Raw genomic sequence first — 7,911 nt, 5'->3', positions numbered from 1 at the left:
CTCCGCCGCAACATCACGATCGACGAGGTCGGCGGGGCCTCGCTCTACCTCCTGTCGGACCTTGCAAGCGGCGTGACGGGCGAAATCCACCACGTCGATGCCGGCTACAACGTCGTAGGGATGAAGGCCGAAGACGCTCCGGACATCTCGACGACGTGAGCTTCAACAGCTTCGGACGGGTGTTTCGCTTCTCGACCTGGGGCGAAAGCCACGGGCCGGCGATCGGCGCGGTGGTGGACGGCTGCCCTCCCGGGCTCACCCTCAGCGAAGATGATATCCAGCCGTGGCTCGACCGGCGGCGGCCGGGCCTGTCTCGGCACACCAGCCCGCGTGCGGAGCCCGACAAGGTCCGCATCCTCTCCGGTGTCTTTGAAGGCCGCACGACGGGCACTCCGATCAGCCTGATGATCGAGAATGTGGACCAGCGCTCGAAGGATTATGCCGCCCTGCCGCACCGCCCGGGTCACGCCGACGCGGCCTACGAAGCCAAATACGGGCTCCGCGATCCGCGCGGTGGAGGGCGGGCTTCGGCGCGGGAGACCGCGTCGCGGGTTGCCGCCGGTGCCGTCGCGCGGCTGGTGATCCCTGAGGTGTCGATAGAGGCACGTCCGGTCGAAATCGGCGGCTCATCGGACGAGGCGGAGTGGGAGACGCTGCTCGACGAAGCGCGGGAAGCCGGAAGCTCGGTCGGTGCCGTGATCGAATGTGTCGCCACCGGCGCCGCGCCGGGCTGGGGAGCCCCGGTCTACGCCAAGCTCGACGCCGATCTCGCAGCCGCGATGATGTCGATCAACGCCGTGAAAGCGGTCGAGATAGGCGCGGGCTTCGGCGCCGCTGCCCTCCGCGGCGAGGACAATGCCGATCCCGCCACGGCGGGCGGCATCCTCGGCGGCATCGCCACGGGCGGGCCGATCGTTATCCGCGCCGCGTTCAAGCCGACCTCCTCGGTGCGGGCGCTCGGCGTCGGCGGCAGGCACGATCCCTGCGTCGGCCTCCGCGGAGCGCCGGTGGTGGAGGCGATGATGGCGCTCGTCCTTGCCGACCATAAGCTCCTGCACCGGGCCCAGTGCGGGTAGCGGCTAACGCTTCCGCCTTCCAACGAGCGTCCCCTTGGTTCCGCTCTTCAGCAGCCGGAAGTCGAAATCCGGCCACTCCTTTCGCCATCGCCGCGCAACGACCCGTTCCCCCGGCCGGGCCGCGTCGTCGAGCATCACCACCCCGCCGGGCGCAATGCGATCGAACAGGGTGGCGGCCGCGCCTCGGGTGAACGGGTGGATGGTCCAGGGCGGCCCGTCGATCAGCATGAACTCGATCCGCTCCGGCAGATCCCCATGATCGTACCAGAGGCCCGGCCAGCCGCCTGGGGACGGCCGCAGCGGCACCGCCCGGAGGTCGGCTTCGAGACCGTGCGCGTGAAGCCATTCGCGCGTCGCCTGAACGAATTCCGGATGTTGCTCGAAGCTCAGGAAGTCGCCTCCGCCGGCGAGCTTCAGCGCCTGCGCCACGATCAGGGTCGATGCGCCGGTGCCGAATTCGACGATCGTGCGCGGCTTCTCCGCGAGGATATGGTCCGCCACCAGCGTCAGGAGCCCCGTATCCGCCTTCCAGCTGCCGAGGTTCGGAAGCGCGTCGTGCGGCAGCCCGAGCCGGTCCAGCAAGGCGCGCTTCTCGGCCCTGGTGCCGCCGCGAAGGCTCATCAGCAGCCACGGCCACTGGATCGCGCCGAACCCGAGCAAGGCGGCCCAGTCGCTCAAAGAGCGCCCCTCCGCGCCAACCACCCGATCCTCCGCGGAGCGCGGCAGCAGCCCCGTCGTCTCGCGCGACGTCATCAGTCGGAGAAAGGATCGCGGACGAGGATCGTGTCCTCGCGCTCCGGGCTGGTCGAGACGAGCGCGACCGGAGTCCGAATCAGCTCCTCGACCCGGCGAATATATTTGATCGCGCGGGCTGGAAGCTGCGCCCAGCTGCGCGCGCCTGCGGTCGATTGCGGCCACCCCTCGATCGTCTCGTAGACCGGCTCCACCGCCGCCTGGTCGGCCGTATGGGCCGGAAGATGGTCGATCAGCTCGCCGCGGAGCCGGTAGCCGGTGCAGATCTTGATCTCGTCCAGCCCGTCCAGCACGTCCAGCTTGGTGAGCGCGATGCCCGTCACGCCCGAGACGGCGCAGGACTGGCGCACCAGCACCGCGTCGAACCAGCCGCAGCGGCGCTTCCTGCCCGTGACCGTCCCAAATTCGCGCCCCCGCTCCCCCAGCCGCTGTCCGATCTCGTCCTCGAGCTCGCTCGGAAAAGGACCCGAGCCCACACGGGTCGTATAGGCCTTCACGATACCCAGCACGAACCCCGCCGCCGACGGACCGAGCCCCGTGCCCCCGGCCGCGGTGCCGGCAATGGTGTTGGACGACGTCACGAACGGATAGGTGCCGTGATCGACGTCGAGCAGCACGCCCTGAGCGCCCTCGAACAGGATGCGGCGCCCGCGGGCCTTGGCTTCGTTCAGAGTCAGCCAGACGGGACGCGCATATTGCAGCACGAAGTCGGCGATTTCCGCCAGCTCCCGCGTCAGCGCAGCCCTGTCGATCGGCGGCTCGCCAAAGCCGGCGCGGAGCGCGTCGTGATGGGCGCAGAGGCGGTCGAGCTGCGGCCCGAGCGCGTCCAGATGGGCAAGGTCGCACACCCGGATGGCGCGGCGGCCGACCTTGTCCTCATAGGCAGGGCCGATGCCGCGCCTTGTCGTGCCGATCTTGCCCGCGCCCGAGGCATCCTCGCGAAGCGCGTCGAGATCGCGGTGGAAGGGCAGGATGAGCGGGCAGGTGTCGGCGATCTGCAGGGTCTCGGGCGTCATCGCCACGCCCTGCTCGGTCAGCTTCTCGACCTCGCTCTTCAAGGCCCAGGGATCCAGCACCACGCCGTTCCCGATCACCGAGAGCGTGCCGCGGACGATGCCCGACGGCAGCAGCGAGAGCTTGTAGACCTGCTCGCCCACGACCAATGTGTGCCCGGCATTGTGCCCGCCCTGGAAGCGCGCGACGACATCCGCGCGGCTCGCCAGCCAGTCGACGATCTTGCCCTTGCCTTCATCGCCCCACTGGCCGCCGATGACGGTTACGTTTGCCAATGCAGCAGCCTTCCGGAAACCTGGGGACGCGCCGCCTCTAAGGGCTTGCGGACAAACCGTCCATCATCAGAAGCGAAGCGGCTTTACGACCCGCACGCCGGGCAGCGTCTTCAGCCTCTTGACGAGGTCCACTCCGATCGGATCGTCGACCGACACCAAAGCGATCGCCTCGCCGCCCGTTGCGCGGCGACCGAGGTTGAACGTGCCGATATTGACGCCCGCCTCTCCCAGGGCCGTTCCGAGCCGGCCGATGAAGCCGGGCTGGTCGTCGTTGACGATGTAGATCATCTCGCCGGTGAGCTCCGCCTCGACCCGGATGCCGAATATCTCGACCAGGCGCGGCGCTGCATTTCCGAAGAGGGTGCCGGCGACCGTCTTCTCCCCGTCGGCGGTCTGCACGCTCACCCGCACCAGCGTGTGATAGTCGCCCTCGCGGTCATGCCGGACCTCGCGCACGTCGAGGCCCCGCTCGCGGGCGAGGAACGGCGCGTTCACCATGTTCACCGTGTCCGAATAGACGCGCATCAGCCCGGCGAGCACCGCGCCGGTGATCGGCTTCTGGTTGAGGCCGGCCGCCGCGCCCTCGACTTCGATCGAGACGCCGGTGATGCGCTTGCCTTCGAGCTGCCCGACCAGCGAGCCGAGCTTTTCCGCCAGCGCCATGTAAGGCCGCAGCTTCGGCGCCTCCTCGGCGGAGAGCGAGGGCACGTTGAGGGCGTTGGTGACGCCGCCGGTGGTCAGGAAATCCGCCATCTGCTCGGCGACCTGGATAGCGACGTTGACCTGCGCCTCGGTCGTCGATGCGCCGAGATGCGGAGTCGCGACGAAGCCGGGCGTTCCGAACAGCGGATTGGTTTTTGCGGGCTCCTCGACGAACACGTCGAGGGCCGCGCCGGCGACATGGCCGCTCTCGAGCATCTCCTTCAGCGCCGCCTCGTCGATGAGGCCGCCGCGCGCGCAGTTGATGATGCGCACGCCCGGCTTGGTCTTCGCCAGATTCTCGCGGCTGAGGATGTTGCGCGTCTGATCGGTGAGCGGCGTGTGGAGCGTGATGAAATCGGCGCGGGCGAGGAGATCGTCCAGCTCCACCTTCTCGATGCCGAGGTCCAGCGCCCGATCCGGCGTCAGGAAGGGATCGTAGGCGATGACCTTCATCTTGAGGCCGATCGCGCGCTCGGCGACGATCGAGCCGATATTGCCGGCCCCGATCAGCCCCAATGTCTTGGACGTGAGCTCCACGCCCATGAAGCGGTTCTTCTCCCACTTGCCCGCCTGCGTGGAGGCATCGGCGGCGGGAAGCTCGCGGGCGAGCGCGAACATCAGCGCGATGGCGTGCTCGGCGGTGGTAATCGAGTTGCCGAAGGGCGTATTCATCACCACCACGCCCTTCGAGGTGGCCGCAGGGATATCGACATTGTCGACGCCGATGCCGGCGCGGCCGACCACTTTCAGGTTCGCCGCCGCCTCGATCACGTCGGGCGTCACCTTGGTCGCCGATCGAATGGCGAGGCCGTCATAACCGCCGATGATCGCCTTCAATTCGTCCTTGGAGAGGCCGGGCCGCTCGTCGACCTCCAGCCCCCGTGCCCGGAAAATCTCCGCCGCCTTCGGATCCATCTGATCCGAGATCAAAACCTTTGCCATCATTCCCCCTTAAGCGACGCGCGCTTGCTCGTAGGCCCAATCGAGCCATGGCCCGAGCGCAACGATATCGTCGGTCTCGACGGTCGCTCCGCACCAGATACGGAGCCCGGGCGGAGCGTCGCGGTAGCTGGCGATGTCGAACGCCGCCCCCTCCGCCTCCAGCAGCGACGCGATCTTCTTGACGAGCGCCGCCTGCGCTTCGGCGTCGAGCCCCACACTCTCGGCGAACTTCAGGCAGACGCTGGTGTTCGAGCGCGTCGCGGGATCGACCGCGAGATGCTCGATCCAGGGCGTCCGCTGCACCCATTCGTCGAGCGCGGCAGCGTTGGCGTCGGCCCGTGCCATCAGCGCTCCAAGCCCGCCGAGCCCCTGCGCCCATTCCAGCGCGAAGATGTAATCCTCGACGGCCAGCATCGAGGGCGTGTTGATCGTGTCGCCCTGGAAGATGCCCTCGACCAGCTTGCCGCCCTTCGTCATCCGGAAGATCTTCGGCAGCGGCCAGGCCGGCACGTAGCTTTCGAGCCGCTCGACCGCACGCGGGCTGAGGATCAGCACCCCGTGCGCGCCCTCCCCGCCGAGCACCTTCTGCCAGCTGAAGGTGACGACATCGAGCTTGTCGAACGGCAGGTCCTGCGCGAAGGCGGCCGAAGTCGCATCGCAGATCGTCAGCCCCTCCCGCGCATCGCTGATCCAGTCGCCGTTCGGCACTCGGACGCCGGACGTGGTCCCGTTCCAGGTGAAAACCACGTCGGTCGCGGGATCGACGGCAGCGAGATTGGGAAGCGCGCCGTAAGGCGCCTTCACCACGCTGGCATCCAGCTTCAGCTGCTTGACGACGTCGGTCACCCAGCCTTCGCCGAAGCTCTCCCAAGCGAGCATCGTCACCGGCCGGGCGCCGAGCATCGACCACATCGCCATCTCCATGGCGCCGGTATCGGAGGCGGGGACGATGCCGATCCGGTGCGTCGCCGGCACCCGCAGCACCTTACGGGTCAGCTCCAGCGCATGGCCGAGCCGCGCCTTGCCGAGCTTCGAGCGATGGGAGCGGCCGAGCGAGCCGAGTGCCAGATGTTCGGGGCCCCATACCGGCGGCTTCGCGCAGGGTCCGGACGAAAAATAAGGGCGGTCGGGCTTCTCGCCCGGTCGTTCAGTCATGTTCAACTCTCCTCGCAGAGAGCACGCGCCGCGTTGGGACGGCGTGGCCCGCCCGCGGACTTAAAGCAGCGGGCGGGCCTGTCAACGACAAGTCACTTCTTCCGGAACAGCACCTCGCCCCGGCGCGATACGAGCAGCTTCTCGAACGTCACGGGGTGGAAATATGCTTCGACGCGGTTGCCTTGCGGATCGGTGCCGTAAACCTCGTAGCAACCGCCATCGACCTTGGACTTGCGCACCTGCCACCCCTGCTTCTTCAGCGAAGCCTGGAGCGCCGCCTGGCTCTTCCACTTGGACTGCGGGCCTGCATTGCAGGTCATCTTGCCGGTCGCCAAGGCCGGGCTTGCCGCGGCGAGCGCAATGGCAGCGGCCAGGACGTGATAAAGATACTTCATGCTTGTTCTCCTTGGGTTGAGGGGCTGAAACGGTGCGTGCGGCCGCGGCTGACGAGGACGAGCCGCCACGCCTGGAGCAGAGCGAGCGGCGCGAAGTTCAGGAGCGCGTGCAGATATTTGTCGTGAACGAACATCCAGTGGAGCAGGGTGAGGAACGCCGCCGGATAAGCGAGCCGCTGAAGCTTCTTCCAGCCGCCCTTCAGCGCCCGCATGGAAGCATCGTTGCTGGTCAGCGCGAGCACCAGGAACAGGAAGAAGGCCGCCCAGCCCGTCCAGATGCCGAGCGGGCCCAATTCGGCGAGCACGTTTCGTACCGTCTCCATGTCGAGCAGGTAGAAGAGCAGGTGAAGCAGAGCGTAGAGGAAGCCGGCCACGCCGAGATCCCGCCGGCGCCGGATCAGCCACGCCGTCCAGCGCCTGCCGCGGAAGATCATCGACAGCGGCGTCAGCATCAGCGCCAGGATGATCAATCGCGCCGACCATTCGCCGCTCGGATGGAGGAGGTCGCCGGGCAACATCCCGGCGTCCAAATTATACCTCCACATCATCGAGACGGCAGGCAGCGCCAGCACCGCCCAGAGCAAGGGCTTCGAATCTGCAGCCGGCCTGATCGCGCTCAACACGCGGCCCTCCTAGCTAATTGCGAATGATTATCAAGAGCAGGGACGCCATCCCGGTTGACCCCGGAGGCCCCTCCAAGCAGTCTCTCCGCCGATGCGTAACCCCTTGTTCCTGGCCCTGTTGCTCCTCGCCGGCTGCATCCCCCAGGTGGATGCGCCGGAGAAGCCTTCGAAGGCGCAGAAGCCAGGCGAGCCGGACAAGGCCACGCTTCAATGCCACGCCGACCTTCGCCGCGAAGGCGTCGAATTCCGGATCCTGCCCGACCGCCTGTTCGAGAACGGCTGCACCGCCATCGGCACCGTGCAGCTCAGGGACATCGGCACGCCCGTAACCAATCTCGGCGCGATGACCTGCGTCCTCGCCCGGCAATTCGCCCGCTGGAGCCGGGAGGCGGTGCAGCCCGCCGCCGAGCGTTGGCTTGGGAGCCGCGTCGCCCGCATCGAAAGCTTCGGCACCTATTCCTGCCGGCCCGTCAATGGACAGGCGGGCGGGCGGCTGAGCGAGCATGGACGGTCCAACGCCGTGGATGTCGCCGCCTTCGTGCTTGCCGACGGGCGGCGGGTCACCGTCCTCGACGGCTGGAACGCCGAGGACGAGAACGTCCGCCGCTTCCTCCGGGATGCGCATCAGGCGGGATGCCGCCGCTTCGGCGTCGTGCTGGGGCCCGATGCCAACGCCTATCACCGCAACCACTTTCACTTTGATATGGGACAGGGACCCTATTGCCGCTAAAGGCCCGGCAATGACCGATCCCAAAGCGCCCAAGAGCGTGTTCCATCCCGCGCGCGAAGAAGCCGCAGTCGCCAACCAGCCGACCTCCAGCCCGCAGACGGAGGATCCGGCCTATCGCCTCGCCTTCCAGGACATGGATTTCCTGCTCCGGCAGGATCTGCGCCCGGTCCGGTTTCAGCTCGAGCTCCTGAAGCCCGAGCTTCTGCTCGACGAAGCCGGGATCGAATCCACCTTCGTCTTCTACGG

The 7,911-nt window shown here is 67.6% G+C and carries 9 protein-coding genes and 1 pseudogene; 4 read left to right on the top strand and 6 right to left on the bottom strand.

All coding sequences use genetic code 11. From position 1 onward, the window contains the following. Both VF662_RS01715 and VF662_RS01710 read left to right on the top strand, forming a co-directional pair. A partial coding sequence (locus VF662_RS01715) for an SDR family oxidoreductase (protein ID WP_464136966.1) occupies nt 1-159 on the top strand: 159 nt, incomplete at its 5' end. Further along, on the top strand, nt 156-1,076 hold the full coding sequence (locus VF662_RS01710) for a chorismate synthase (protein ID WP_464136963.1): 921 nt from the start codon (nt 156-158) through the stop codon (nt 1,074-1,076). The genes VF662_RS01715 and VF662_RS01710, both read left to right, overlap by 4 nt. A gap of 3 nt (nt 1,077-1,079) precedes the next feature. Here VF662_RS01710 and VF662_RS01705 read toward each other — a convergent pair whose 3' ends face one another. From VF662_RS01705 to VF662_RS01680, 6 genes are all read right to left on the bottom strand, one after another. Then, nucleotides 1,080-1,829 (bottom strand): class I SAM-dependent methyltransferase, encoded by a 750-nt coding sequence (locus VF662_RS01705; RefSeq protein ID WP_464136961.1) that lies wholly within the window; start codon nt 1,827-1,829, stop codon nt 1,080-1,082. Continuing rightward, nucleotides 1,829-3,118: an adenylosuccinate synthase gene (locus VF662_RS01700; RefSeq protein ID WP_464136958.1), complete on the bottom strand. Its 1,290-nt coding sequence runs from the start codon at nt 3,116-3,118 to the stop codon at nt 1,829-1,831. The genes VF662_RS01705 and VF662_RS01700 overlap by 1 nt, the downstream gene beginning before the upstream one ends. A 66-nt stretch (nt 3,119-3,184) precedes the next feature. Then, a complete protein-coding gene (serA, locus tag VF662_RS01695) occupies nt 3,185-4,762 on the bottom strand; it encodes a phosphoglycerate dehydrogenase (RefSeq protein WP_464136956.1) in 1,578 nt (525 codons plus the stop codon). A 9-nt stretch (nt 4,763-4,771) separates the two neighbouring features. Continuing rightward, the gene (locus VF662_RS01690) at nt 4,772-5,917 is read right to left on the bottom strand and encodes a phosphoserine transaminase (RefSeq protein ID WP_464136954.1); all 1,146 of its coding nucleotides are present in this window, start codon (nt 5,915-5,917) and stop codon (nt 4,772-4,774) included. Between the two features lie 92 nt (nt 5,918-6,009). Next, on the bottom strand, nt 6,010-6,312 hold the full coding sequence (locus tag VF662_RS01685; RefSeq protein ID WP_464136952.1) for a PepSY domain-containing protein: 303 nt from the start codon (nt 6,310-6,312) through the stop codon (nt 6,010-6,012). Continuing rightward, a complete protein-coding gene (locus tag VF662_RS01680) occupies nt 6,309-6,935 on the bottom strand; it encodes a ferric reductase-like transmembrane domain-containing protein (protein WP_464136950.1) in 627 nt (208 codons plus the stop codon). Before VF662_RS01680 ends, VF662_RS01685 begins: the two co-directional genes overlap by 4 nt. Nucleotides 6,936-7,026: 91 nt before the next feature. Between VF662_RS01680 and VF662_RS01675 the strand changes: the two genes are divergently transcribed. Together VF662_RS01675 and VF662_RS01670 are read left to right on the top strand one after the other, a co-directional pair. Beyond that, nucleotides 7,027-7,665, top strand: a complete 639-nt coding sequence (locus VF662_RS01675) for an extensin family protein (RefSeq protein ID WP_464136948.1) — start codon at nt 7,027-7,029, stop codon at nt 7,663-7,665. Nucleotides 7,666-7,675: 10 nt separating this feature from the next. Beyond that, a pseudogene (locus tag VF662_RS01670) lies at nt 7,676-7,911 on the top strand (lysine decarboxylase); the annotation flags it as partial.

The sequence above is a fragment of the Allosphingosinicella sp. genome (assembly GCF_036387215.1).
GTDB lineage: Bacteria > Pseudomonadota > Alphaproteobacteria > Sphingomonadales > Sphingomonadaceae > Allosphingosinicella.
Note: the sequence above shows the minus strand (reverse complement) of the source record. Positions and strands in the feature narration are given on the sequence as shown.

Coding starts and splice junctions, on each gene's coding strand:
- VF662_RS01705 (WP_464136961.1), bottom strand. CDS start 1,829: ATGACGTCGCGCGAGACGACGGGGCTGCTGCCGCGCTCCGCGGAGGAT.
- serA (WP_464136956.1), bottom strand. CDS start 4,762: ATGGCAAAGGTTTTGATCTCGGATCAGATGGATCCGAAGGCGGCGGAG.
- VF662_RS01690 (WP_464136954.1), bottom strand. CDS start 5,917: ATGACTGAACGACCGGGCGAGAAGCCCGACCGCCCTTATTTTTCGTCC.
- VF662_RS01685 (WP_464136952.1), bottom strand. CDS start 6,312: ATGAAGTATCTTTATCACGTCCTGGCCGCTGCCATTGCGCTCGCCGCG.
- VF662_RS01675 (WP_464136948.1), top strand. CDS start 7,027: ATGCGTAACCCCTTGTTCCTGGCCCTGTTGCTCCTCGCCGGCTGCATC.